The sequence below is a fragment of the Microcoleus sp. CAWBG640 genome, assembly GCF_020883015.1.
GTDB lineage: Bacteria > Cyanobacteriota > Cyanobacteriia > Cyanobacteriales > Microcoleaceae > Microcoleus > Microcoleus anatoxicus.
In genome coordinates this window covers 1-23,423 of sequence record NZ_JAHRFC010000072.1, presented here as the reverse complement: position 1 = coordinate 23,423, position 23,423 = coordinate 1, and the positions used below count along the sequence as shown (strand labels likewise).

Here is a 23,423-nt window from a genome sequence, read left to right as displayed (position 1 = left end):
ACACGATCGCAGGTGGTTATGCACGGGTTTTGCTCTATTTTACCTGTTTATCTTGCACTAAACTCTCGATCGCGCGATCGAAACCCAGGCCACGTCAAGTGCGATCGATATATTCAGCAAGCCCTAATTAGCCCTTTAAAAGCCTAATGCCACAGAAAAATCTGATGGTGGGATGTAGGGGTAAAAGGAAAACTATCAAGCGGTAGAAATCATCTCTTGATGCCGATCGTACTGTATCCATACCCAGGATTACATCACTCAGGAGCCGTGTGCGGTGAAAGTCGCAAGCACGGTTTTGTAGGAGAGATGGTGGGGGACACCCTGCCATCGACTCTCTAACTGCACCGGAATTACTGTTGACGGTTGACGGTTGACTGCGCCGCCCTGAGCGTAGTCGAAGGGTTGACGGTTAACTCTAATTTACTATTCCGATGCAACCGGAAACGATTAAAAAAATAATTTCTTAACCACAGATAGATGCAGATGAACGTAGATGACTATACTTTTACCAGCTATTTCTTAGGGTGATTTAAATAATTATAGAGTCCCCGTCATTACCATAGGCCCCGCAGGATTTTTAAGTAAGGGCGATGCTTCAACCGTGACAACTAATGGTGTTAGTTCCGCATTAGCCGGCAGAGAAAGTTTGACAAAAACTGTTCCTGCTTCATTAGTATTAAACGGCTCCCAAGCGATTTTTTCATTATTAATAACCGACCATAACTGATAAAATTGACCCTGTGGTAAAACCGGAAGGTTCCTTAAGATTAAAACAGCTTTGGGTTCACCGGGTGTAATCACAATACTACCAGAGGCAGCAGATGCGTCAGCCATCCCTTTGAGGGAAACCAGACGAGTATTAGGCTGTTGCAGCATTGCAATCACATCTTTTTGTCGCACTACCTGAGCCTCAAGCGTTGTTATTTGTTGCCTGATTCGGTAGTTGTCCACACCAAGGGCCAACGCCAAGAGTGCCGCTATGCTACCAAGAACGCGACTCCATTGTAGAAGTGAATGCTTCAGTTTTTCCTGGGGTAATGAGTTAGGAACTCCAGAAACATGAGGATTTGGTACTGCAACGCTAGCCGCCGAGGCAGTTGCCAAAATGGCGGAATAAAGGTGTGGTGGCGGTGCGATATCAGGTAGGGCGTAGGGCATAACTTCTAGGACTTCCTGCAGGCGACGCACCTCTGTAGCTAGTTCAGGGTTTTGTTTCAGCACTCGCCTTAATTCCTCAGCTTCTGAGGAGTTGAGGTTGTCAAGTACATAACCTGCCATCAATTCTTCCGATCGTTCAGGAAATAAAGGCTCTGTCATAAGTGCAAAACTAACCAATTAAATTTTGTAAGTTTTTTCTTAAGTTCAACAAACCTTGCCGAGACCAAGTTTTTATTGTTCCCAGCGGTATACTAAGTTTAGTTGCGATTTCTGATTGACTCAAACCGTCATAGTAAGCCATCTCTAAAACCTGTCGTTGTTTTTCGGGAAGTTGAGTTAAGGCATCGCGGACACAGTGCGATCGGTCACTTAAAGAAGCTGACTCGAAAGGCGTGAGAGGGGGAATTTCATTAGCCATCATCTGACTCCATCGCTGGAGAAATTTTAAGTTAGTGCTGCGGGAACGAAGTTTATCAATTGCGCGCGATCGAGTCATAGTTGTCAAAAAGCTGCTCATAGAGCCGCGATTCGGATTGTATGCGCCCCGATTCCAGAGAGTGAGAAAAATCTCTTGGGTTAAGTCTTCTGCCTCTTGAGGATTGCTGAGAATTCTCAGCGCCAATCTGTAGACTAAGCTGCCATAGCGGTTATAGAGAATACCCAAGGCAGAGGGTTGACCAAGACTCATCAACCGAAATAACTCAGCGTCAGTCTGTTTGTCAGTGTTGTCCGCGCTTGTTTCGGCAGAGTTCAAATCCATAGGTGTTTTGTAGAACAGACCTAAACGGATAATTTTAAGTTAATTCTGGTTATTGCAGCAAGCGCGTCTCCCAAAATAATCTGGCCCCATCTTCTTAAATACGACCCGCAGAGCTGATTGGATGTATACAAGCTGATTATCTTGACAATCCAATCAAAGAAGTAATCCGTACTATTATAGGAACCACGGCTAGCTATTACCTGCTGACTGCTAAAATCAAAATTCCTCAGATTTGGAAGAAAAATATGAACCGGAAAGTGCTTTATTTGATTGTTGGTCTGACTCTAACGGCTAGTCTGTATGCCTGCTCTTCTACTCCTAGCGCTTCCCCCGATGCGATGAAGAGTCCTGATGCGATGAAGAGTCCTGATGCGATGAAGAGTCCCGATGCGATGAAGAGTCCCGATGCGATGAAGAGTCCCGATGCGATGAAGAGTCCCGGTGCGATGAAGAGTCCCGATGCGATGAAGAGTCCCGGTGCGATGAAGAGTCCTGATGCGATGAAGAGTCCTGATGCGATGAAGAGTCCTGATGCGATGAAGAGTCCTGATGCGATGAAAAAATAGCCTCTACCAAAGAGATCGCCGACTTTTACCTTCAACCGCCATTCATATCAATTCCGGCTGCACCGGAATCATATATAGCAATCCTAAATCATTTGTGAATTTCTTGCTCCCGCACCTGATTCAAGGGGAGGGTTGGGGTGGGGCAAAAACTTACGACTCATTTAGGATTGCTATAGAACCCATTTGAGATCTTTTTACGCGGTAGCTAGTCTTTTAAGCATCAGTCTGATAAAGCAAAGCTTGAGTTTGGCATTTGAACGAGCGAGTGTGCGATCGAAGTTTTTGACTAAGCTTTTGCATCTTTCCACCCAAGCGTTTGAACGTTCAATTACCCATCTAGCCGCCACAGGCACAAATCCAGATTGCCCTTTACCGTGCTTTTCGGCTTTTGATGGCAAGGCTTCGAGTTCAAATTGAATCTTAGTCATAATCTGAGGATAAATCTCCTCCAAAGCTTGAGTCAGTTTTTCAGGATGATACCCGTTATCTAATAAGATGGTCGTCTTCGGGAGTTCGACAGGCTTCAATTTGAAATAATCTATATTTTGGGAAAACATTTCAAACAAAACTGATTCTACCCGATCGACTGATTCTACCGATCGACTGATTCTACCGATCGACTAAAAGATCTCAAATGGGTTCTATAGTAACAAAAGATATTGCATCAAATCTACAGCAAACATTACCTTGAAATAGGAGAATCTATGGCCGCAGATTACGATATCATCATTATTGGTACAGGAGCAGGGGGAAGTACCCTAGCGCATCGATTAGCTCCGAGTGATAAGCGGATATTGATCCTAGAACGAGGAGACTTTCTCCCCCGCGAAAAAGAAAACTGGAACGCTTTGGAGGTTTATCAGAAAGAGCGATACCATACAGATGAGCTTTGGTTTGATTCTAAAAACCAATCTTTTCGCCCTGCTACTACCTACTGTGTTGGTGGAAATACCAAAGTCTATGGTGCAGCATTACTGAGGTTGCGCGATCGGGATTTTACAGAAGTAGTCCATGAAGATGGCATCTCCCCGGCTTGGGTACTCAACTACACAGATTTTGAACCCTATTATCAACAAGCAGAGGCTCTGTTTGATGTTCACGGAGAGGCTGGCGCTGACCCAACTGAACCACCACGTAGCGCTCCCTATCCCTTTCCTGCCATTAGCCATGAACCCCGGATGCAGCAACTGGCGAATGGTCTGACTCAAGTGGGACTTCATCCATTCCATCTACCGCTAGGTTTGAAATTGAATGAGGTGGATAAAACTCTGGGAAATTGCATTCGCTGCAACACCTGCGATGGCTTCCCTTGTCTAACCCAGGGAAAAGCTGATGGTGAGATTAATTGTATTCAACCTATTCGCCATCAGGCTAATATCACCCTACTAACCCAGGCAAAAGTAACGCGACTTCTCACTAATTCTGCTGGGACCCAAGTGGAGCGCGTGGAGGTGGAGATCCGAGGTGAACGTCAAACACTGACCGCAGGAATTGTGGTAGTTGCCTGTGGTGCGATTAATTCTGCGGCGCTGCTGCTTCGTTCCGCCAACGATCGCCATCCTCATGGTCTAGCCAATCGCTCTGGTCAAGTGGGGCGAAATTTGATGAAACATATCTGTACAGCTTTGGTACAACTCAATATAACTCCCAATCACGATGTATACCAGAAAACCATCGCCATTAGTGATTTTTATTGGGGGGAACCAGAATTTCCCTATCCGATGGGGCTGATCCAGAACACAGGCAACGTGCTGGCGGATATGCTACCAGCGGAAGCACCTAAACTTTTAGCGCCGCTCCTCAAACTACGTCCCGAATCAGAATTGAAGGTTTTTGCCGATCGCGCTGTTGGTTGGTGGCTGCAAACTGAAGATTTACCTAATCCAGAGAATCGGGTGCTAGTGGAGGGAGAAAAGCTGATCTTGGCATATCAACCGAACAATCTGGCGGCTGCCGATCGCTTGGTAAAACGATGGATTGAGGTTTTACGGCAGGTGGATAAGGCTGAACATACGATTCCTTTCAGTATTTATCCCCGCAACTTCATCCCCTTACAAGCGGTAGGACATCAATGCGGAACCTGTCGTTTTGGTGACGATCCTACCACTTCAGTTCTGGATCGAGATTGTCGTACCCATGACATAGATAATCTCTATGTGGTAGATGGCAGCTTTTTCCCATCTAGTGCCGCAGTTAATCCGACCTTAACGATTGTTGCTAATGCTCTGCGAGTGGGCGATCGCCTACTAGCCAGTTAAATAAACAAGACAATTTTAGCTTAAAGTCCTGTGCCTATCGAACCAAAGTAGATTTTATGTGGAAAGAGCATTGGCCTGAATACGCGATCGAAGCATGGGGACTGGGAACCTTTATGGTTTCTGCTGGCATATTTGCTACCCTGCTCTATGGTTCCACTTCTCCGGTTCCCATCTGGATTCCCATCCCACTTCTGCGAGATATCCTCATGGGAGTGGCGATGGGGTTGACAGCAATTGGGATTATCTATTCTCCTTGGGGCAAGCGTTCCGGCGCTCATCTCAATCCGGCGATAACGCTGACCTTTTTTCGATTGGGAAAACTAACCCGCCTCGATGCGTTAGGTTATGTAATCTCGCAATTTATTGGCGGTAGTTTGGGTGTAGCTTTAGTGGCCGCGATCGTGGGCAATCCTTTTACGGCAAGGCATCCCGATGGTTTGGAATATATTGTGACTGAACCAGGTAATTTGGGTTGGGTGGGCGCGATCGCAGCGGAAGGATTAATGTCAATGGTGATGATGTCAATGGTGCTGACAGTCAGTAATAAGCCGCGATGGGCGCATCTAACCGGAGTATTTGCAGGTTGCCTGGTAGCAATTTTTATTGTGGTGGCTTCTCCCATTTCTGGGATGAGTATCAATCCGGCTCGTTCTTTTGCCTCGGCTGTTTTTGCCCAATCCTGGCAGTTCTTTTGGATTTACTATTTCACTCCTCCTTTGGCAATGTTAATGGCAGCCGAACTCTATATTTTGCTATCAAAAAAGCATACCACTCAAATTTGTGGCAAACTTTGTCCTAATGGGGAAATGCCCTGTCTCTGTCAAAATCCTTGCGATACTTGTTGTCCTCACCAGGAATAAATATGCGTATCCGAAACTGGTTTTCTTTTGTTGTTGTTGTTTTTCTATCAACTCTTCTCGCTAGCAATCTTCATTTCGGTTTTGCAGGGATTGTCCAAGCGCAAACGCCAGCGATCACAGCCCCTACAGAGTCATTTGTACAATCTGTTGCCAATGTGGGGATGACCGTTTCTGACATGAATCAGGCGATCGATTTCTATAGCAAAGTGCTGCATTTTCAAAAGATTTCTGATGTGGAAATATCAGGTACACCTTACGAACAACTACAAGGGATAGTTGGTTTGCGCGAACGGGTGGTGCAGATGAAACTGGGGCAAGAGACGATCGAACTAACCGCATATTTCACTCCCAAGGGGCGACCTATTCCGATCGATTCCCACAGCAATGACCTTTGGTTTCAGCACATTGCGATCGTGGTGAACGACATGGAAAAAGCCTATACAATTCTCCGTCAAAATAAGGTTCAATATGTTTCCAGCGAACCACAAACTCTGCCGCCTAGTATTCCTGCCGCTGCTGGGATCAAAGCTTTCTATTTTCGCGATCCAGATGGTCACAATTTAGAGATTATCTACTTTCCTGCTGATAAGGGCGCTCCTCGCTGGCAAAGTCCCACCAAGGAATTATTTTTAGGAATCGATCACACCGCGATCGCAGTTGCCAACACCGAGCAAAGTCTGAAATTCTATCGAGATATCTTGGGCTTAAAAGTAGCAGGAGAAAGCGAAAATTTCGGCAATGAGCAGGAACATCTCAACAATGTGTTTGGAGCCAGATTACACATTACAGGCTTAAGATCGCAACAGGGGCCGGGCATTGAGTTTCTGGAGTATCTGTCTCCCCCTGGTGGTAGACCTGCTCCTGATGATATACATCCCAACGATCTTGTCTATTGGCAGACAACGATAGTAACGAAGGACTTGGATATCTTGGCACAACGTTTGCGGGAAAGCAAGACTTTTTTGATTTCCCCTGGTGTAGTAACTCTACCTGATGGGAAATTAGGTTTTACAAAGGCTTTGCTTGTCCGCGATCCTGATGGCCATGCCCTCCGCTTAGTTACACCAAATTAGTTTATGATGATAACCATCAGCAGTATCAGCTTAAAATTTCTGATCTGATTTGGCTTGAGGGCGATCGCGGCTGTCAGCATTGCTCTTTTTCGTCCATTTAGGCTGAGAATAACCCTGTATTAGTCCACAAAATCGCATCAACGCCGATCGCCACATCGCTAAAAGCTAAAGGCGAGATAGTTTCACCGCGTCTAAATTGTTGGATACTTTCATAACCATTAGCACTTGGGTTGCGATAAACCTCAACTAATTCATCCCCTATATCTACGATCCAAAGTTCAATAATCCCGGCTCTACCATAGAGAACTGACTTAATATTACGGTCATCGTCAATGGTAGTATCTGCTACTTCAATTAATAGATATATGTCTTGGGTTTTTGGATGTGACTCTGAATAGTTATCAGCACGAGGTTTCAAGATTGATACATCAGGCTGGGGTTCTAATCTTCCGTTTAGTCTCACTGGGGTTTGTGACAAAATCGAAGCACGGTCATCTAAAACTTTAAAGAAAATTTTCAGTAAACGACCAATGCACCCCGCATGACGACTACCCATTGGTGCCATATAAACGATATCTCCATCAATTAGTTCTGTCCTACCATCACCAAGCATCCCCAATTCATCCAGTTTGTAATATTCATCTACTGTGAATTGCTTTCTTAATTGTTTTGTTACTACTGCGGTCATCATGCTCACCATCCTATATATATATAGCAATCCTAAATCATTTGTGAATTTCTTACTCCCTCCCCTTGCTAAGGGGAGGGTTGGGGTGGGGTAAAAAATTTACGACTCCTGCAAGGATTGCTATAGCAAGCTGGCTGATATATCTAGCGAGCAAGATGCTCGCACTACCGTTTCATAAATCATTTAGACCCGCTATATTCAGAATACTGCTGAATTAATTTTGCCACTAAACCTGTCCATCCTGTCTGATGATTAGCGCCAACTCCTCTCCCATTATCCCCATGAAAATACTCAAAATAAAGTAAATAATCGCGCCAGTGGGGATCGTTTTGGAATTTTTCAATTGTTCCATACAGAGGACGATTCCCATTACTATCACGCAAAAAAGTCCGAATCAACCGCGATTCAAGTTCTGCGGCCACTTCCCACAAATTCAAAAAATTATTTGAACCAGTTGGACATTCTACTTTAAAGTCATCACCGACATAGCGGTGGAACTTCTGGAGCGATTCAATTAGGAGAAAATTGACCGGAAACCACACCGGACCTCGCCAATTAGAATTCCCACCAAACAGACCTGAACTGGACTCTCCGGGTTCATAATCTACTCGATATTCATGCTCATTGCTGGTAAAAATATAGGGACGATCGCGGTGATAGCGAGAGAGAGCGCGGATGCCATAGTCTCCTAAAAATTCCTGCTCATCCAGAAGTTTTGCCAGAATTTCCCGAAGGCGATCTTGCCAAACAATCGCTAAAAGTCGGCGCTCCTGGTTGCCGGGAGTACGCATACAAGCCACATTCTGACGCAAATCGGGGCGATTATCAATAAACCATTCTAATCGATTCCGAAATCCTGGCACTTTTTCCATTACTTCCGGTTCCAGAGTCATAACCGCAAATAAAGGAATCAACCCCACCATCGATCGCACTTTTAAGTGTATGGATTGGTTATTGGGAAGTTTCAGGACATCATAATAAAATTGATCTTCCCGATCCCAAAGCTCTATGCCATTATTGCCCATATCGTTCATGGCATTGGCAATATAGATGAAATGCTCAAAAAATTTGGTGGCCATATCCTCATACACTGGATTAGTCAGTGCCAGTTCCAGGGCGATCGTCAGCATATTCAGACAATACATTCCCATCCAACTGGTGCCATCCGATTGTTGAATATACCCGCCAGTGGGCAGAGGAGCGCTGCGATCGAAAACGCCAATATTATCTAATCCCAGGAATCCACCTTCAAAAACGTTATTTCCTTCTCTATCCTTACGGTTAACCCACCAAGTAAAGTTCATTAGCAATTTCTGAAATACCCGCTCCAAGAATTGCAGATCGCCTTTACCGGTAAGTTTTTCCTCAATCTTATATACCCGCCAGGTTGCCCAGGCATGAACGGGGGGATTGACATCACTGAAATTCCATTCATAGGCAGGAATCTGTCCGTTGGGGTGCATATACCATTCGCGAGTCATCAAATCCAGTTGATGTTTAGCAAATTCTGGATCGATTGTTGCCAAAGGAATGGCATGAAACGCCAAGTCCCAGGCCGCAAACCAGGGATACTCCCATTTGTCTGGCATGGACAGCACATCAGCATTATCCAGATGTACCCATTGGGAATTACGCACGCGCTGTCGTTCGGGGGCAGGAGAGGGTTGGGTAGCATCTCCTTTTAGCCAGTTGGTGACATCGTAATAAAAAAATTGCTTGCTCCAGAGCATTCCAGCGTAGGCTTGACGTTGCACCCGACGCATATCTTCATCCATCTCAGAAGTGGTGACAGCTTGATAGAAAGCATCGGCTTCACTTTGACGCTGGGTAAAAATGTCAGAGAATTCTTGACCAAAGGGAGCCTGAAGATTGTCGTTATCTACTAATCGCAACTGGATGGTATGGGTAGTCTGTCCAGGAATTGTGAGATGATAAAGGGCAGCCGCCTTAGTCCCCACCTGGTTAGGATTGATAGCTGTCTGTTCATTGTTAATAATGTAGCGATGGAAAGCATCTTTCACGTAGGGAGAAGGATTGGTAGTTCCATAGAGGTGTTGAAAATTCGTCTCATTCTCTGTAAAGAGCAAAGAATTGGCATCGTGGCAATAAAGCCAGCGCTTGCCCAATGTTGGATGTTCTACCTCGATCGCCTGCTTCGAGATCGCCTTCAGGGAGGGTTTGGTACTATTGGGTGTCCAAGACCAAGTGTTGCGAAACCATAGAGTCGGCAAAATATCGAGGGTGGCTGCCTCAGTACCCCTATTGGCAATATGGATTTGGATCGCCATGTCTTCGGAGTTGACCTTGGCGTATTCCACAAAGATATCGAAATAGCGATCGTTGTCAAAAACTCCCGTATCCAAAAGTTCCCATTCAGGTTGGTCGTACCCTCGCCTGCGGTTCTCAGTCACCAAGGCCTCGTAGGGATAGGCTGCTTGGGGATATTTGTAGAGATATTTCATGTAGGAGTGGGTGGGGGTACTATCCAGGTAGAAGTAGTATTCCTTCACATCTTCGCCATGATTGCCTTCGCTTCCCGTCAAGCCAAACAGACGTTCTTTGAGAATGGGGTCTTGGCCGTTCCAGAGTGCGATCGCAAAGCAAAGGAATTGCTGGTCATCGGAAATACCGCCAATACCATCTTCGCCCCAGCGATAGGTACGCGATCGGGCTTGATCGTGGGTGAAGTAATCCCAAGCCGCACCTTGGGGACTGTAATCTTCCCGCACCGTTCCCCATTGACGCTCGGCTAGGTATGGACCCCAGTGTTTCCAACCAGATGCTTGTAAACGTTTGCCTTCCGCAGTATTGAACATGGTTTCTGATACTTTTAATTAGGACAAGGTATAAAACTCTTAAAATCTTACTTTTCTATCAAGATCATGTTTCTGATCTTGGGATGAAACACGGGCGTAAGCAATGGTTTTACCGAGAATTACATATCTAAAATATCGGTAAATCTCGGTATTTTGTTAACAGCCGAAACCCTCTGAATCTATCAATCTAAACTCCTAACAGAGTTTGAGATGCAGTCAAGGCCACCTTCAAGAAAGCCTGTAACTTCTCAGCATCTAATTCTCCCATTTCCTCAGCGGTCAGAACTGCTCCTGTCCATTCTTGGGTGTGCCAGGAACCCAAAGCCAGAGGGGGGAGATGCTCGACAGCAGGATAAGGCCAGGGAGTCACATACCAGTAGGGTATGGGATAACTTTGGTCTCCAGGGGAAAGACCGACACCGATACTCTTCTCTTCTGGAAAAGAGAGTAGCACTGCCATGTCAAAATGATGGGGCCAAATGTGGATGGGAGAAGCCTGGGGATTCCCGATCGCAATTTCTTGCAATGGCTGATAGGAAATACTATAGTACCGCGCTAAAGCTTCTCTATCTTCAGTTCCAGCCGCCGCAAACATTCCACCATGAGCAATGGGGTGGAATGGAAAGTCATAGGGAGGATAAGCAAGGGGAGCGATCGCCGCCCCATTCATGCCCATCTGGGTCAGAGTTGCCCGCAGCCAGGAAAATCCCTCTGCGATCGTAGTTCCGCCCAAGGAAAAGGAGGAAAGCACTGTTCCTTCCCCATCCAGGATTAGAGACTCCAATGGCCCCGGATTCAAGGCTACCCGGATCGACGAAGCGCTGAGGGGTTTGGTTTGGAAATATCCCTTTTCTGGATTCCATTCCAAAGCATTATGGGAATAGTCGGGTTCGGGAGTAACCAGAACCGCAGCGGTTGCTGCCATAAATTGAATCCCATAGTGGAGTTGCAGCCTACTTTCGAGCAGAGATTGAGGATTCATAAAAACCTAATTATTGCGATGATGTTTAAGAACTGGAGTTTAGACTAATTTTGTCTTCCCCGCTTTAGTTGGTCAGGCGCTCCAAAAGATGATCCGCTACTCGCAGAGCATTGGCGATAATGGTTAGGGTGGGATTAACCGCTCCACTGGAGGGGAAGAAACTGCCATCCACGACATAGAGATTTTCTATATCGTGGGTGCGACAATTGAGATCGAGAACTGAGGTTTGGGGATCTTCACCGAAACGGCAGGTGCCCACCTGATGCCCTACGCCATCTACGGGTAACTTACCAGTGAAATACTGCTTGGAACCTTTGATAAAGTACGTGGAGTGGGAGTGTACGGATTCTGCACATTCGATCGACTTGAGAATTTCGATCCAGCGCTGCTCTAGTCGGGCATAAGATTCAGAATTATTTTCCTGATAGTGCAGGATAATGCGATCGCCATCAACCAGAACGCGATTGTTGGGATCGGGCAAGTCTTCTGTCGTCAGCCACCAATCGATGGAATGGGAAGCAACTTCTTCAGGCGTGAGAGGAGCATACTGGGCTGCATTGCCTGCCAGCATTTCCTGACTCACCTTACCAGTGGTTTGAATTTGTCCCATGGGATAGGGATAGTCCGCTTCGCCCCAATAGAAGTCATTGATTGATAGCGTTTTCTGAAAAACAGTTGGATTGGACTTTTTGGCGACTCCAATCACCGAGCCGAGAACGTGCTTCATAAAGTTCCGCCCCACGAGGTCAGAACTATTGGCAAGTCCTTGGGGATGGCGATCGTTGGCAGAACGCAACAAGATGGCCGTAGAATTTATAGCACCACAGGCGATTACGACAATATCGCCACGAAACCGTTGTTGTTCGCCACCGATCGTCACCTCTACCTCCGTCACTTCTTTACCGGAGGGACTGGTATAAAGTTTTTCTACCTTCGCTTCCGTCAGCAAGGTAATGTTATTTTGGGAGAGGATCGGCAAAATGCCTGTCACTTCAGCATCAGATTTAGCGTGAACCAAACAAGGGAAACCGTCGCAGGTGCTACAGCGAATGCAAGCACTCAAAAACCGTTGCGCCTCGTTGAGATGAATTCCCATCGGTGTTGAGTAGGGATGGAGTCCGGTGGCTTCCAAAAGCTCCTTCACCTCTTGGATACGCGGTTCATGGCTGACAGAGGGATAAAAGTAATCGCGATTACGAGGGGGCTCTGTCGGATCGACCCCCTGCTGCCCGTGGACTTGATAGAGTTCCTCTGCCTGGGTATAGTACGGCTCAAAGTCTTTATACTTCAAGGGCCAAGCTGGGGAGATGCCATCTTTGTGGCTAAACTCCTCAAAATCCCGCTCCCGTAGCCGAAATAGGGCAGCACCATAGACTTTAGTATTGCCACCGACAAAGTAGCTCATGCCGGGATGGATTTCTTTGCCCTCGCGATCGTACCAAACTTCCTTGTTGTGATAGCGATCGCTATTGAATACAGTCTGCGTATCCCAGTTGCTTTTCTCCCGGGGCAAGAATGGACCTCTTTCCAAGATCAGAATCCGTTTGCCACTGGGGGCAAGGCGATAGGCCAGAGTGCCGCCGGCAGCCCCCGTCCCAATAATGATGATGTCGTAGTGATTCTCTGTTGTCATAAGATTTTAGTTTGTTCTCTTTGGTTAGAGCTACAAGGCAAGGACAACTTTGGCTGTTTTGGGCTTAGCAATGCAAATCAACACAGATCCCTCTGCCACTGATGCGGTAGGGGGTTGCTGATATTCCACTTCACCTTCCAGGAGCCGACATTCACAGGTGCCACAAATACCCTGGCGACAACTGTAGTTAGGATTAATGTCTTGGGCTTCCAAAAATTCCAGTAAACTGTCGGCATCTGCCTGCCAAGGAAAGGTTTTTTGGGATTCAGATAAGACGATCTCAGATTCCTGGGTATTAACAGTTGCCTGGGATGGAGCAGAAGCAGGTGCAGGTTCGGCAGTGGCCTTACTTGCCTTGGTAAACATCTCAAAAAAGACCCTACTATCGGGCACGCCTGCCTGTTTTAAGCCTGCACGCAGGGAATCCATGAAGGGGGGAGAACCGCAGAGAAAATATTCTGTTTCCAGTTTCACTAGGGATTGAATTAAAGCAACATCGACATATCCCGTGCTGTGATAATGCCCTTCATCTTCAGGACGTGGCTTGCTGTAGGCGTAATGGAGGGTTAAATTGGGATTCTGTTGGGCGATCGCCTGCATCTCATCGTAAAAGGCATGGAAGCTTCCATCCCTAGCACCATGAAAAAACCAAATCTGTCGTTGGGGATTGAGCAGGGTTGTAGCTTTTGCCATCGCCAACATGGGCGTAATACCTACTCCATTACTCACCAATACGATGGGGATAGACTGCTGTACCTCCAGGGCAAATTTGCCGCTCGGTGGTTTCGCTGGAATTATCGATCCTTGTTGAATGCGATCGTGCATGAAGTTAGAAGCAACGCCCGGTGGTACTTCTAACCCTTTCGGCGTAGGTTCGCGCTTGATGGACAAGCGATAGTATTGACCAGAACTAGAATAATCAGAGAGAGAATAGGTGCGAATCGTCGGTCTGGACTGCTGGGGAATATCCAGTTTTATGGTTAAAAACTGCCCTGGCTGGAAATTGGGAATTTCACCTTTGTCTTCTGGTTGCAGATAGAAAGATGTGATTTCTTGACTTTCTTCTACTTTGCGTTCAACCACAAAGTTTCGCCAATCCTGCCAACCCCTCCGATCGATTTCTTGAGTTTTCTGTGGTGGGGTTATCGTAACGTTGGTGAGGGTTTGTCCTTGCTTCCCTTTTTTGTCATCATATACAAAACCAAAGATTGCTCCACCGACCGTTGCCAAAAGACTGGTGCAAAGAGCCGTTTTGTAGACGGATTCTCCCTTTATATTTACAAGTGCAATCACCATGCCAGAACCGAACGTGGCGATCGAGGCTGCCACGATCGCTGCTGTCATACTCCTGAGAAATGGATTTTCAATCTCTGTTAATTCATCAAGCATGATTACTCCTGATTTAATCGGGGAAGTTCTCCTGAAATAGTCGTCCTAGCAATTACTGTTCCTGATAGTTCCAGAGCAATCCACCATCTACGAATAGGGTAGTACCTGTTACATAAGCAGCATCATTGGATGACAAAAATGCGACTAACCCAGCGACATCTTCCGGCTGCCCCAAACGCCCTAGCGGAATGTTTTGCAGCAGAGATTTGAGTTTGGTAGGATCGTTTAACAGTTTGGTATTGATCGGAGTTTCGATCGCTCCTGGAGCAACGTTATTGACCGTAATACCGTAGGGGCCAAGTTCCACCGCTAAGTTGCGCGTCATCATTTTCATTGCGCCCTTACTCGCACAATAGGCCGTAAAGTGGGGAAAGGGTAACTCTTCATGGACAGAACTAATGTTGACAATCCTACCCACACGCTTAGTTTCCAAGAGATGCTTGACAAAGGCCTGACAAGCAAAGAAAACACCTTTGAAGTTTACATTCATCACAGCTTCAAAATCTTTTTCGGTGACATCCCAGAAGTCAGCGTGTTTCTCAATTCCTGCATTGTTCACCAGGATATCTAACTGGCCAAAATGTTCAATACTTTCTTTGACCAATCTCTGTACATCTTCAACCATCCCCAGATCGGCACCAATGCTGTAGCCTTGCTCGTTGTCACAGTAACCCTCGGCCTTGTGGCATTCTCCTCCTTGTGCCTGAATTTGGGCTAGGGTTTCTTCCGCGCCTTGAGGATTGGAACGATAGTTGACTACAACTTTCGCCCCTTCTGCTGCTAAGCGAATGGCAATACCTTGACCGATGCCTCCACTACTACCTGTAACCAGAGCGACTTTACCTTCTAAGCGGCGCATACTGCTTCTCCAAAAGTTAATTACTGAAAAAATTCGCCAATATTTTTTACAATACTCTACTTGTACTATAAAGATCTCAAATGAGTTCTATAGAGGACACGGCACTGCCGTGTCCCTACCACGCTCAGTCGCCATAACTGTACCGAATTTGGTGGGGAGATGAATGGCGGACTGCATCTCAACAATAGACATCTCCACAAAAGCAAGTCTGGAACAGGCAGGATGCCCGTTCCACAAGAAATATGGTCGAGGTCTAATAGTTTAATCCGATCGCACTTCGTAGTGGCATCATAGTGGCAGAGTGGGAAAAAATGGAGCTAACCACAACTGTATCTTGACATCCCAACCCAAAAGAATCGCGATCGCACTTCCCACAACAATTACACCGCCGATTCTTTGTAAAGCTTCACTGTGGGGGCGCAAACGTAATAAGTGCTGGCTGAAATAGCGTCCTCCATAGGCGATCGCCAGCAGTGGCAACCCGGCTCCCAAACCGTACAAAATTAGTAAAATAAACGCAGTTACAGGCTGAGGATTGACAACAGCTAAAACCAGAATACTCGCCAGAACAGGTCCCGCACAAGGTGTCCAAAGCAAGCCGAGTTGGGTTCCCAGCCAAAATTCGCCAACCAACCCTACTCGTGCGGGTGCTTTGGCCCAACTTTCAAAATGTAAGTATTTAAACAGCAGTTGGTAACTCTGCGGAAAAATGGCACTTATCCCAGCAATCAAAAGAAAGACAAGTGCTCCTGTTCGGAGGATGCTAGCAAAGCTGACAAACCACCCTGATGTCACTCCCAACAAGCTCCCAATTGCCGCAAAACCAGCGATCAATCCTGATACCAAAGCAATTGGGCCATAGCGATGAGATTGCAGGCTTCGTCCTAATAATATTGGTAGGATTGGTAAGACGCAGGGCGAGAGAATTGTTAAAAGTCCTGCTAGTAAAGCTACACCAGCCGAAGTGAGTGAAATTGCCATCTGACTACCCTAATAATTTGCGAATAGTCTGTTCGGTTTCCTCATAAGCTCCTTCCCCAATATGATCGTAGCGCCAGATGCCTTGGCGATCGGCTAAAAATAAATGAGGCCAGTATTCATTCTGGTAAGCCGCCCAAGTTTTGAATTCGTTATCCAGAGCCACTGGATAGGTAATTTGGTGTTCCTTCAAAGCTTTTTTGACGTTGTTTGCATCCCGCTCAAAGGGAAATTCAGGGGTGTGTACGCCGATAATCTTTAATCCGCGATCGGCATATTGCTGGTGCCAGCGGACGATGTAGGGCAAAGTGCGCTTACAGTTAATGCAGGAAAATGTCCAAAATTGCACCAACACCACTTTTCCTTTTAGGTCAGCTATTTTCAGAGGGGCAGAATTTAGCCACTGGCTGATACCTTGAAACTCTGGTAAAGACTTTCCAGTTGGTGAGGCAGCAACGTTCTCGACTGTGGGTGAATTAGAATTTTTAGCAGGAGTGGGTATGGAAATATTGTCAGAGCTAGAAGTTGGGATAATATCTTTTTTAAGGGCACAACTGAGAGTAGTCGAACCAACTCCCAGACCTAAATACCAAAGTAATTGGCGTCGCCCCAGCCAGCGATTGTTCATAAAGTAATTTTCTTCCTTATTTACTTTATATACGCAGATGACCGGAAATTGGATGTTTTATGCAAACAGGAAAAATTTTAAATCCAAAATAGAGTTAGCATCGTATTAAGTTAGAGACTACTAAAAACCCAGTCTATTTGTATCCCACTTTACAAGTAATTTTTATGCACGGTAGCAGAAAAAGTTAACTGACTTGGGTTAGTTGCTACCTACAAGGGCAGAGTAATTACAGCACTTTTCACGTCAGTGAGGTACATAGCTCTTGTAGGGACTTAAGCTCAGCCCAAGGAGTGTCAACTTAACGTCAAACCCTGTCAGAGACTGCTGTTTGACGATTAAATTTAGATCCCCCCTAGCCCCCCTTAAGAAGGGGGGACAGGAGTCTTCTCAAAGTCCCCCTTCTTAAGGGGGATTTAGGGGGATCTGGACTCAGGTAAAAACGAGATTTATCAAAGCTTTCAGGCTTAAGTTGACACCAATAGGCAGTGCCGTGTCCCTACGGCACTCGAAGAGATCGCGGGGTGTACTTCATAAACATGGAATCTGCTGTATTTTCTCTGAGTTCTTTAGGTATTGATTTAAAGCAGTTCTTGTCACCCTTACGCACTATGGATTCATCTGCTCCTTCTCAAAAATCTCGGTCTAAACCTTTACCGACTCAGGCAACTGGGGCGAAAATATTTCACTGGTTAAATATCATTAGTCTAGTTCTGATGATTGGCAGTGGATTGCAAATTTACAACTCGAATCCGGTTTTTGGCGGGCGGGGAGGATGGGAGTTCCCACCCATATTTTTGCTAGGCGGTTGGCTGGCTGGCGGCAGACATTGGCATTTCGCCGCCATGTGGTTATTCGCACTCAATCTATTTTGGTACGGTCTCTATATTTTCATCACCCGCCGCTGGCAGCATCGTTTTCTCGGCTATAATGACCTGAAAGCTTTGCAGAATTCTCAGAACCAGAAGCGCAAAAATTATTCGTGGCACCGCCTAGCTTATACAGCAATTATTCCGGTTTTGCTGCTAGCTTTACTTAGCGGAATGGGAATGTATAAACCTGCTCAGTTCCACTGGATTGTTGATTTATTCGGCAGTTGGCAGGCGCTGAGAGTTGTTCATTTTATATCTGTTCCTACCGTCATCATTTTTGCAATAATTCACTCTTTGCTCGGCCTCCAGGTAGGGGGTTCGCGCCTGATTAAGTCAATTTTTTGGTAGAGGTTTTCTCATGTTTCCAGACTCTCCTCGTTTATGGCAGCGCCGCCAATTTCTCCAATTATCTGGACTTTCTAGCATTGGTTTAGTTTTAGGCGGTTGTGGGTTGATTCCATTTGATGCTACGATTGGTAAGACTTTTGAACCTCTCAACCAAAGTGTTGAAGCTTTGTTGTTGAATCCTCAAAAACTCGTACCGGAATTTCCTGCAAGTGCGATCGAGCCGAATGCCTTAATTATCAATACCTTTGATTATGCTCCAAACATTGATGTAAAAGCTTTCCGTCTGATAATTGATGGTGAGGTAAATCGTCCTCTTAACCTTAGTCTAGAACAACTTCAGATTATGCCTTTGAGTGTAATGACAATTCGCCATGTTTGTGTGGAGGGTTGGGCTGCTATTGTGCAGTGGGGCGGAGTGCGTCTGCGGGATTTGGTAGACCTTGCACAACCAAAGGCTAATGCTCGTTACATTTATTTTAAGTCTGCTGATGGCTACTACGAGAGTTGGGATATGCCTTCAGCGTTGCACCCTCAGACTTTGATGGTTTATCAGAAAAATGGTAATCCTCTGAGTGTTGAGAATGGTGCGCCTTTACGTCTAGCATCTCCCATTAAGCTAGGTTACAAACAAAGTAAGTGGGTGACGAGAATTACGTTAGTTAGTGAATTGCTGCCCAAAAAGGGTTACTGGGAGGATAAAGGTTACGAGTGGTTTGGAGGGCTATAATAATGTGTTTGAGAAGCCTGAATTCCGTAGTCTTCTTGAGTTATTGTAGGGACACGGCAGTGCCAATTAGTGTCAACTTAAGGTAGAACCAATAGCCCGACAGGGGTTTAAACCCCTGTCTTATAGCGAAAGTCCTCTCAAAGAGGACTGAAGAGTTAGTTGATGTATATTGGTTTGGGGCAAATCGACCGTCGGTTTCAACCGACTTTAGCTATTAGACAGGGGTTTTAACCCCTGTCGGACTCGCGTGCTCACTAACAAACTTGGTGGGCACGCGAGCTTAAGTTGACACCTATGGGCTCTTGGAGTGTCCCTACAGCACTCGCTCTTCTAGCGGGGTGTAATTCATCAACCTGGAATCTGGTGTATTAATTAGCAAGTGGAAGATGTATAATAATGAAGAAAAGATTTTTTTTACAAGCTGGTGCAGCAACAGTAAGCATCGCATGGTTATCGCGCTATTGGCCTGGGAAGTCAAAAGTTATGGCAGCTTCCAAGGGTGTTTTTGAAGTTACTAAAACTGAGGAAGAGTGGCGCAAACTTTTGACTCCGGCACAGTTTGATGTGTTGCGAAAACATGGCACTGAACGCTCTCACACTAGCCCTCTCGATAAGCAATACGGTTCGGGAATCTATGAGTGTGCTGGGTGCAGTTTGCCACTTTTTTCATCGCAAACTAAATTTAATAGCGGTACTGGCTGGCCCAGTTTTTATGACCCGATAAAAGGGGCGATCGCCACATCGGTAGATAATTCGCTGTTTGCGAGTAGAATTGAAGTGCATTGCCATCGCTGTGGGGGGCATTTGGGTCACGTATTTGATGACGGCCCTGCACCTACTGGTAAACGTTACTGCATGAATGGTGTTGCTATGAAATTTATTGCTGGCTGAAATCATTGACGCCCCAGACGGCTCTCTATTGCCAAACCGCAGGTGCACGCTGATTCACGCGGATGGTATAGTGATTTTTGGGACGTAAGGGCGATCGATTCTTTATGGATGCTGAAGAACTTTTAGAAAGATACGCTAAAGGCGAACGACAATTTCATTCAGCTATGCTCAGAGGTGTAGACCTCAAAGGTGCAGACTTGAGTGGGATAGATTTAAGCTCTGCAAACCTAACAGCAGCAGAGTTGAATGAGGCTAATCTAACAGGAGCAATGCTTAATAGTACAAACCTCACGAAGGCATCTCTCAAAGGTGCAAACTTGAGCGGGTTAGTAGCTTCTTCTGCAAACTTCACTGATGCAGATTTGTGCGGTGCTAATTTGAGTAAAGCCAATTTAAATTATGCTAATTTTAGTAATGCGAACTTGAATGAAGCAATCCTAAGTGATGCCCAACTAGCTGGTGTAAAATTCACTGAAGCATCCTTGATTGAAGCGTGTTTGAGTAGAGCAAAACTCAACAGTGCAAATTTGACTAAAGCAAACTTGACTGAAGCAGACTTAAGTCGGGCAGATATAACTAGCATAAAAATCAAAGATACTATTTTTCAGGGAGCCAAACTGCGCGGTGTCAATTTGTCTAGCTATGATTTGTCTGGTATCAATCTAGCAGAAGCCGATTTAGCTGGAGCCGAATTGACAGACATAAATCTGAGAAACGCTTGTTTGCGGGGTGCGAATTTAGAGAGAACAGGTCTTCACAGAGCTAATTTGATGCGAGCTAATCTGGAGGGTGCTAAGCTTAAGAGAGCAGATTTGACTGATGCCAATATCTATGGTATGAACATCAAGGATGCAGACTTCACTGGTACAATCATGCCCGATGGAGAATTTTACAAACCGGAAACCAATCAACAAGAATCCCAAAAAGTAACATCTATGACACGCAAAATTATTCGTACTGACAAAGCCCCCGCACCAGTCGGGCCTTACAATCAAGCGATCGCAGCTTCTGGTACTATGCTGTTTGTAGCTGGCCAAATTGCGATCGACACTAGACTAAACGATATTGTCTACACCGACGATGTAGCAAAACAAACACAACAAGTTATGGCAAATCTCGAAGCCATTCTCACAGAAGCTGGGGCGACTTGGTTAAATGTGGTAAAAACTACGGTGTTTCTCAAAGATATGAATGATTTTGCTGCTGTGAATGCGGTTTATGGGAAGTATTTTGATGAGGAAACTGCACCGGCGCGCGCTTGTGTAGAGGTTTCGCGTTTGCCGAAGGATGTGTTAGTTGAGATTGATTGTATTGCGGTGATTTGATTTCCTCTTTTTCTTAAATCCCCGACTCGTTCAATCTGTCGGGGGTTTGGTTATATGGGAATTATTTAACCGCAGAGAACGCAGAGGACACAGAGGGAGAGAAGAGAGATGGTTGATATTGATTTATGCCTCCCTCTAAGCATACTTCATATTTTCTTCAGTCCGCGTAGGCGGACTTCGTTTGTGTAGACGCGGTTTCAACCGCCGAATGATACTGAGGGGAAAGTGCGCGAATTTATTAACTCTAACAGCCGATCGCATTTCTGGATCTGTCGCTGTCGCGCACCCTACTCCTAAATCAATCTGAAAACAATCAGATTTAATTTCAATTAGCAATTAGGAATTACTAATTACCAGTTACCAATTAGCAATTAGCAATTACTCTAAAAGCAATTACCAATTACCAACTGTCAACTATTTATTCAACGCTTCACGGGCGGCAACCGCTTCGTCAGGATGAATATTCAATCGGGTCAAATTGATCCGACCTTTATTGTCAATTTCTCGCACTTTGACAATCACTTCGTCGCCGACAGCTAACTCGTCTTCCACTTTGCCAACGCGGTAGTCGGCTAACTGCGAAATGTGAATCATGCCTTCTTTTCCGGGCAGAATTTCCACAAAAGCGCCGATCGGAATAATCCGAGTAACGTGGCCAACATACACGTCTCCTGCATTCAACTTGCGTGTCATGCCTTGGATAATGCTGTGAGCTCGTTGAGCTTTTTCGCTGTCGTTGCCGGCAATTGTGACGGTTCCGTCGTCTTCGATGTCAATTTTGACGCCGGTTTCTTCGGTGATGGCTTTGATGGTTTTGCCACCTGGTCCAATTACTAAACCGATGAATTCGGGGTCGATTTTCAGGGTTAGCAAACGCGGTGCAAAGGGCGACATTTCCTTGCGGGGAGTGTCTATTGTTGACAGCATTCTTTCTAGAATGTGCAGTCTGGCTGGTTTGGCTTGGCGGATGGCATTGGCAATCACATCTAAGGGTAAACCTTTGATTTTCATGTCCATTTGCAAAGCAGTAATCCCGGTGTCGGTACCGGCTACTTTGAAGTCCATGTCGCCTAAAAAGTCTTCAATTGCCTGAATGTCAGTCAAAATTCGGACTTCATCGCCTTCCTTAATTAACCCCATTGCTGCGCCGCTGACTGGTTGGGACAGGGGTACGCCTGCGTCCATCAGGGCTAGGGTTGAGGCGCAAACGGAACCCATGGAGGTGGAACCGTCGGAAGAGAGAATTTCCGATACTACGCGAATCACGTAGGGGAATTCTTCTTTTGATGGCAACACTGGGACTAGGGCTCGTTCTGCTAGGGCTCCGTGACCGATTTCTCGGCGTCCGGGCGATCGCATTGGCTTGGTTTCTCCCACGGAAAAGGGCGGGAAATTGTAGTGGTGCAGGTAGCGTTTGTCTTGCTGTGGGTGCAAGTCGTCTGCTAAGTCTTGGGCATCGCCTGGGGTTCCCAGGGTTGCGGCCGACAGCACTTGAGTCAAGCCCCGATTAAACAACGCACTGCCGTGTACTCGCGACGGGAGCACGCCGACGCGACAAGAAACGGGTCGCACCTCGTCTAGCTTGCGGCCGTCTACACGGACGCCATCTTCAACGATTTGCTTGCGCATCATTTTTTTGGTGACGTCCTTGAAAACGTTGCCGATCGCCTTGCTGTTGGCGGTGGCGGCTACTTTTACCGGATCGTCTTCGGAGAGTTCGGCGATCGCAGATTCTACTTCATTTGCCTTAACTTCGTCCAAAGCTGCGTTGCGCTGATTTTTGTCTTGTTCAAATTTAGACAAAATAAAGCGGATTGGGGCTTCGGCGCGATCGCGAATAAAGTTTTCCAGGGCTGAGTCTAGGGATGGCCGTTCTTCCACCACCAAATCTATGCCCAATTCTGCCATGATTTCCCGTTGGGCTTGAATCAAGTCACAGGTTGCTTCGTAGCCGAAGTCGATCGCCTCGATGATATCCTGTTCTGGCAATTGGTTAGCGCTGGCTTCCACCATGATTACTCCATCTGGAGAACCCGCCACCACTAAATCTAATTCGCCTTCTTTGATTTCGCTGTAGGTAGGATTGATGATGAAGTCGTCTCCTACCAAACCAACTCGGACTGCGGCCATGGGTCCATAAAAGGGCATTTTCCCTAGCAATATCGCTACGGAAGCCCCTGTCACCGCCAGAACGTCTGGGGGTACTTGTTCGTCCATTGACAGCGTTGTGGCGACGACTTGGATGTCGTCTCTGAGCCAGCTTGGAAATAGCGGACGCAACGGTCGATCGATCAAACGGCCCGTGAGAGTCACTTTTTCTGGGGGACGGCCTTCCCGGCGCAAAAATCCACCGGGAATTTTACCACCTGCGTACAGTCTCTCTTCGTAATCCACTAACAGGGGCAGGAAATCAATTCCTTCTCTCCCCTGGGAGCGAGTTGCCGTCACTAAAACCGCCGTGTCACCCGACTGAATCAAAACTGCACCGCCTGCTTGAGGCGCTAGTAAACCAATCTTCAGTCTAATATCCCGTCCATCAAAGGATATTGACTTGTCTATCTCTACCATGTAGCACTGCTTCCTTATCTACCACATTCTTTCTCTGTCGGGATCGT

Annotated in this window: 20 protein-coding genes; 8 read left to right on the top strand and 12 right to left on the bottom strand. The window is 46.2% G+C overall.

What is annotated here, in order from left to right:
- Positions 1-537: 537 nt before the first annotated feature.
- Both AAFP11_RS24405 and AAFP11_RS24400 read right to left on the bottom strand, forming a co-directional pair.
- Complete coding sequence (locus AAFP11_RS24405) at positions 538-1,317, bottom strand: anti-sigma factor (protein ID WP_341739366.1); 780 nt, start codon at positions 1,315-1,317, stop codon at positions 538-540.
- Positions 1,318-1,327: 10 nt separating this feature from the next.
- Positions 1,328-1,918, bottom strand: coding sequence for a sigma-70 family RNA polymerase sigma factor (locus tag AAFP11_RS24400; protein ID WP_341739365.1), 591 nt, complete (start codon positions 1,916-1,918; stop codon positions 1,328-1,330).
- A 245-nt stretch (positions 1,919-2,163) separates the two neighbouring features.
- Here AAFP11_RS24400 and AAFP11_RS24395 point away from each other — a divergent pair, with 245 nt between their 5' ends.
- Positions 2,164-2,484 (top strand): hypothetical protein, encoded by a 321-nt coding sequence (locus tag AAFP11_RS24395; RefSeq protein ID WP_341739364.1) that lies wholly within the window; start codon positions 2,164-2,166, stop codon positions 2,482-2,484.
- Between the two features lie 194 nt (positions 2,485-2,678).
- On the opposite strand, the gene AAFP11_RS24390 is transcribed toward AAFP11_RS24395, so the two are convergent.
- Positions 2,679-3,041: a hypothetical protein gene (locus AAFP11_RS24390; protein WP_341739363.1), complete on the bottom strand. Its 363-nt coding sequence runs from the start codon at positions 3,039-3,041 to the stop codon at positions 2,679-2,681.
- Positions 3,042-3,188: 147 nt separating this feature from the next.
- On the opposite strand from AAFP11_RS24390, the gene AAFP11_RS24385 reads away from it, so the two are divergent.
- Genes AAFP11_RS24385 through AAFP11_RS24375 form a run of 3 tightly spaced genes read left to right on the top strand, consistent with a single transcriptional unit; the run spans position 3,189 to position 6,675 of the window.
- Positions 3,189-4,742, top strand: coding sequence for a GMC family oxidoreductase (locus AAFP11_RS24385; protein WP_341739362.1), 1,554 nt, complete (start codon positions 3,189-3,191; stop codon positions 4,740-4,742).
- A 56-nt stretch (positions 4,743-4,798) separates the two neighbouring features.
- A complete protein-coding gene (locus tag AAFP11_RS24380; protein ID WP_341739361.1) occupies positions 4,799-5,602 on the top strand; it encodes an aquaporin in 804 nt (267 codons plus the stop codon).
- A 2-nt stretch (positions 5,603-5,604) separates the two neighbouring features.
- Positions 5,605-6,675, top strand: a complete 1,071-nt coding sequence (locus AAFP11_RS24375; RefSeq protein ID WP_341739360.1) for a VOC family protein — start codon at positions 5,605-5,607, stop codon at positions 6,673-6,675.
- A 97-nt stretch (positions 6,676-6,772) separates the two neighbouring features.
- Here the strand turns inward: AAFP11_RS24375 and AAFP11_RS24370 are convergent, their stop codons facing one another.
- The 8 genes from AAFP11_RS24370 to AAFP11_RS24335 all read right to left on the bottom strand — a co-directional run bounded on the left by AAFP11_RS24370 (position 6,773) and on the right by AAFP11_RS24335 (position 16,648).
- Positions 6,773-7,366, bottom strand: coding sequence for a Uma2 family endonuclease (locus AAFP11_RS24370; protein WP_341739359.1), 594 nt, complete (start codon positions 7,364-7,366; stop codon positions 6,773-6,775).
- A 176-nt stretch (positions 7,367-7,542) separates the two neighbouring features.
- Positions 7,543-10,179 carry a glucosidase gene (locus AAFP11_RS24365; RefSeq protein ID WP_341739358.1) on the bottom strand — a complete coding sequence of 879 codons (2,637 nt, stop codon included), beginning with the start codon at positions 10,177-10,179 and terminating at the stop codon, positions 7,543-7,545.
- 187 nt (positions 10,180-10,366) lie between these two features.
- The gene (locus AAFP11_RS24360) at positions 10,367-11,161 is read right to left on the bottom strand and encodes a hypothetical protein (RefSeq protein ID WP_341739357.1); all 795 of its coding nucleotides are present in this window, start codon (positions 11,159-11,161) and stop codon (positions 10,367-10,369) included.
- Between the two features lie 64 nt (positions 11,162-11,225).
- Positions 11,226-12,794, bottom strand: a complete 1,569-nt coding sequence (locus AAFP11_RS24355) for a GMC family oxidoreductase (protein ID WP_341739356.1) — start codon at positions 12,792-12,794, stop codon at positions 11,226-11,228.
- A 30-nt stretch (positions 12,795-12,824) separates the two neighbouring features.
- Positions 12,825-14,183, bottom strand: a complete 1,359-nt coding sequence (locus AAFP11_RS24350) for a 2Fe-2S iron-sulfur cluster-binding protein (RefSeq protein ID WP_341739355.1) — start codon at positions 14,181-14,183, stop codon at positions 12,825-12,827.
- A 52-nt stretch (positions 14,184-14,235) separates the two neighbouring features.
- Entirely contained in the window at positions 14,236-15,042 is an 807-nt protein-coding gene (locus tag AAFP11_RS24345) for a glucose 1-dehydrogenase (protein WP_341739354.1), read from the bottom strand.
- A 288-nt stretch (positions 15,043-15,330) separates the two neighbouring features.
- The gene (locus AAFP11_RS24340) at positions 15,331-16,023 is read right to left on the bottom strand and encodes a cytochrome c biogenesis CcdA family protein (RefSeq protein WP_341739353.1); all 693 of its coding nucleotides are present in this window, start codon (positions 16,021-16,023) and stop codon (positions 15,331-15,333) included.
- A 4-nt stretch (positions 16,024-16,027) separates the two neighbouring features.
- Complete coding sequence (locus tag AAFP11_RS24335) at positions 16,028-16,648, bottom strand: thioredoxin family protein (RefSeq protein ID WP_341739352.1); 621 nt, start codon at positions 16,646-16,648, stop codon at positions 16,028-16,030.
- A 521-nt stretch (positions 16,649-17,169) separates the two neighbouring features.
- Between AAFP11_RS24335 and AAFP11_RS24330 the strand changes: the two genes are divergently transcribed.
- The 4 genes from AAFP11_RS24330 to AAFP11_RS24315 all read left to right on the top strand — a co-directional run bounded on the left by AAFP11_RS24330 (position 17,170) and on the right by AAFP11_RS24315 (position 20,808).
- The gene (locus tag AAFP11_RS24330) at positions 17,170-17,865 is read left to right on the top strand and encodes a cytochrome b/b6 domain-containing protein (RefSeq protein ID WP_341739351.1); all 696 of its coding nucleotides are present in this window, start codon (positions 17,170-17,172) and stop codon (positions 17,863-17,865) included.
- 10 nt (positions 17,866-17,875) lie between these two features.
- Positions 17,876-18,592, top strand: coding sequence for a molybdopterin-dependent oxidoreductase (locus tag AAFP11_RS24325; RefSeq protein WP_341739350.1), 717 nt, complete (start codon positions 17,876-17,878; stop codon positions 18,590-18,592).
- 396 nt (positions 18,593-18,988) lie between these two features.
- Positions 18,989-19,483, top strand: a complete 495-nt coding sequence (gene msrB / locus AAFP11_RS24320) for a peptide-methionine (R)-S-oxide reductase MsrB (RefSeq protein WP_341739349.1) — start codon at positions 18,989-18,991, stop codon at positions 19,481-19,483.
- Positions 19,484-19,587: 104 nt separating this feature from the next.
- Positions 19,588-20,808, top strand: coding sequence for a Rid family detoxifying hydrolase (locus tag AAFP11_RS24315; protein ID WP_341739348.1), 1,221 nt, complete (start codon positions 19,588-19,590; stop codon positions 20,806-20,808).
- A 414-nt stretch (positions 20,809-21,222) separates the two neighbouring features.
- On the opposite strand, the gene AAFP11_RS24310 is transcribed toward AAFP11_RS24315, so the two are convergent.
- Positions 21,223-23,376 (bottom strand): polyribonucleotide nucleotidyltransferase, encoded by a 2,154-nt coding sequence (locus tag AAFP11_RS24310; protein ID WP_341739347.1) that lies wholly within the window; start codon positions 23,374-23,376, stop codon positions 21,223-21,225.
- Positions 23,377-23,423 lie beyond the last annotated feature (47 nt).

Coding starts and splice junctions, on each gene's coding strand:
- AAFP11_RS24405 (WP_341739366.1), bottom strand. CDS start 1,317: ATGACAGAGCCTTTATTTCCTGAACGATCGGAAGAATTGATGGCAGGT.
- AAFP11_RS24400 (WP_341739365.1), bottom strand. CDS start 1,918: ATGGATTTGAACTCTGCCGAAACAAGCGCGGACAACACTGACAAACAG.
- AAFP11_RS24395 (WP_341739364.1), top strand. CDS start 2,164: ATGAACCGGAAAGTGCTTTATTTGATTGTTGGTCTGACTCTAACGGCT.
- AAFP11_RS24390 (WP_341739363.1), bottom strand. CDS start 3,041: ATGTTTTCCCAAAATATAGATTATTTCAAATTGAAGCCTGTCGAACTC.
- AAFP11_RS24385 (WP_341739362.1), top strand. CDS start 3,189: ATGGCCGCAGATTACGATATCATCATTATTGGTACAGGAGCAGGGGGA.
- AAFP11_RS24380 (WP_341739361.1), top strand. CDS start 4,799: ATGTGGAAAGAGCATTGGCCTGAATACGCGATCGAAGCATGGGGACTG.
- AAFP11_RS24375 (WP_341739360.1), top strand. CDS start 5,605: ATGCGTATCCGAAACTGGTTTTCTTTTGTTGTTGTTGTTTTTCTATCA.
- AAFP11_RS24370 (WP_341739359.1), bottom strand. CDS start 7,366: ATGATGACCGCAGTAGTAACAAAACAATTAAGAAAGCAATTCACAGTA.
- AAFP11_RS24365 (WP_341739358.1), bottom strand. CDS start 10,179: ATGTTCAATACTGCGGAAGGCAAACGTTTACAAGCATCTGGTTGGAAA.
- AAFP11_RS24360 (WP_341739357.1), bottom strand. CDS start 11,161: ATGAATCCTCAATCTCTGCTCGAAAGTAGGCTGCAACTCCACTATGGG.
- AAFP11_RS24355 (WP_341739356.1), bottom strand. CDS start 12,794: ATGACAACAGAGAATCACTACGACATCATCATTATTGGGACGGGGGCT.
- AAFP11_RS24350 (WP_341739355.1), bottom strand. CDS start 14,183: ATGCTTGATGAATTAACAGAGATTGAAAATCCATTTCTCAGGAGTATG.
- AAFP11_RS24345 (WP_341739354.1), bottom strand. CDS start 15,042: ATGCGCCGCTTAGAAGGTAAAGTCGCTCTGGTTACAGGTAGTAGTGGA.
- AAFP11_RS24340 (WP_341739353.1), bottom strand. CDS start 16,023: ATGGCAATTTCACTCACTTCGGCTGGTGTAGCTTTACTAGCAGGACTT.
- AAFP11_RS24335 (WP_341739352.1), bottom strand. CDS start 16,648: ATGAACAATCGCTGGCTGGGGCGACGCCAATTACTTTGGTATTTAGGT.
- AAFP11_RS24325 (WP_341739350.1), top strand. CDS start 17,876: ATGTTTCCAGACTCTCCTCGTTTATGGCAGCGCCGCCAATTTCTCCAA.
- msrB (WP_341739349.1), top strand. CDS start 18,989: ATGAAGAAAAGATTTTTTTTACAAGCTGGTGCAGCAACAGTAAGCATC.
- AAFP11_RS24315 (WP_341739348.1), top strand. CDS start 19,588: ATGGATGCTGAAGAACTTTTAGAAAGATACGCTAAAGGCGAACGACAA.
- AAFP11_RS24310 (WP_341739347.1), bottom strand. CDS start 23,376: ATGGTAGAGATAGACAAGTCAATATCCTTTGATGGACGGGATATTAGA.